The 1693-nt window shown below is 43.2% G+C and carries 2 protein-coding genes; both read right to left on the bottom strand.

The annotated features are described in order from the left end of the window. The coding region (gene istA / locus BO222_RS00080; protein ID WP_075817294.1) for an IS21 family transposase at positions 1-1235 on the bottom strand (1235 nt) is incomplete at its 3' end. Positions 1236-1315: 80 nt separating this feature from the next. After that, positions 1316-1693 (bottom strand): hypothetical protein (locus tag BO222_RS00075; protein ID WP_233131177.1); only part of this gene is annotated, 378 nt, incomplete at its 5' end.

The following is a 1693-nucleotide window of genomic DNA, read 5'->3' as shown; positions in this document are numbered from 1 at the left end:
GATTCCTCTGCCTTCTTCTGGATTCTTGACTCATAATCTTCAGCTGTTTCATCTTTCTTCGGCTCAATTGAATCTCTGAGCCCATCGAGATAATGCTCATTCTTGTAATTGAGGGGACGGTCACTGATTTGATGTGTGCAGATCAGGTCGTTGTTATAATAGATCTGCAGTTCATCTTCGATTCGAATCAGTTTGACTCGTTTGGCGATGAATTTTTTTGGTACGGAGTATCCGTGTCCTTCATAATTGACCAGAAGCGTTGCCGGCACCTTCTGGGTGTCAGCCTCCTTGAGGTAGGAGTCAAGGAGCGGAATTCTGTTCAATGGACGCAGATGCTCTTTTTCTTTTTTCATCAGCAGCACACGAGGATATCCCGTTGTACGTGAGGATTCCTGGTTGATCTGCCTGTTGATCTTTTCAATTGTCTCGATCAGTTCTTCCTCGCTGGAAAGTTCGCCCTGGTAGGGCTCAAGCCAGGATACGAACCGGTTGGCTGACTCCACCTTTCCTTTCGACTGCGGCTGACGGACTCTGCACAGCCTGATCGGTGTTTCAATGTCCTTTTCAAACTGTCTGATGACCGGCAGTTTCCGCTTCTGCCCTGAAAAAGTGCTGACAATTGCGCTCATATTGTCAGTTTTGAATGATCTGGGAACGCCGCCAGTTCTGATCATCAGCTCAATCATGCAGCGGATAAAATCTTCTGTGGTTTTTGTCCGGGAATAAATGAAGACGGTATATCTTGAATATCCGAATACAGCTGCGAACAGGTTGAACTCAATGACTTCGCCTGTAGAGAGCGTGAACTGAATCGATTCTTTCCAGTCGATCTGAACTTCCTCTCCCGGTTCTGTCTCATATCTGACGTGAGATTTGAGATATTCCTCTCTCACTTCTGTCAGCTTATTGGCCCTGACATAACTTTTAAAAGAATCATAAGAAGTAAAAACTTCCGGATATCTGGCCTTCATATATTGAAAGACCGCTTTTATCGTGGTGGACTGAATTTCAAATTTTTCCCGGATCTCCTGATAATACGGATCGAATTTTGACTTTCTCTTCTGCCTGGGTTTTGAAGGCGATGTCGGATCTTTCCAAACTTTGGCAATTGTCTGTCTTGAGATGCCGATTTCCTTAGACATGGCAGAGAAATTTGGTTTAAGCCCAGGATAGTTTTCCTTCATAAAGGCAATTTCTCCTCTCAGCTTCTGCATTTTAGCCTTTGTGACACTCATTTCATTACTGTCCTCCTTCAGATGACTGTTCTTAAATCAAACCATGCATCCGAAGGAAACATCTGTAATAAGCCTGAAGATCAGAATGGAGAAGCAAAATCGTAATTGCCGAAAATCATTTCAGAGCTGCTGATCACTTCGGCTGCCAGAAGCTCATGATTGTTCTGTGGACAAAGGATGACCAGCTTTTCGATAGGATCATAGCCAGTCAGATGATAGTTAGAGACGGACGAATCATGCCATCTGCGGACGATCTGATTATCAGAGGTACCTTCTCTGATCGATTGAATTCTGCTTTCTAGTTCATCAAGCTTCTGATTTCTGAAACTGATAAATGCTTCCAGATCCTGACAGGTCAGACTTTCACTCTGCATGAATTCAGCCAGTTTTTTGAACATAGAATTTTTTTCCATTTTTGCTCCATAAAGAACTTGAATTGAATATTGTCGACGATAATT

It is taken from the genome of Ileibacterium valens (assembly GCF_001945525.1).
Lineage (GTDB): Bacteria > Bacillota_I > Bacilli_A > Erysipelotrichales > Erysipelotrichaceae > Ileibacterium > Ileibacterium valens.
Note: the sequence above shows the minus strand (reverse complement) of the source record. Positions and strands in the feature narration are given on the sequence as shown.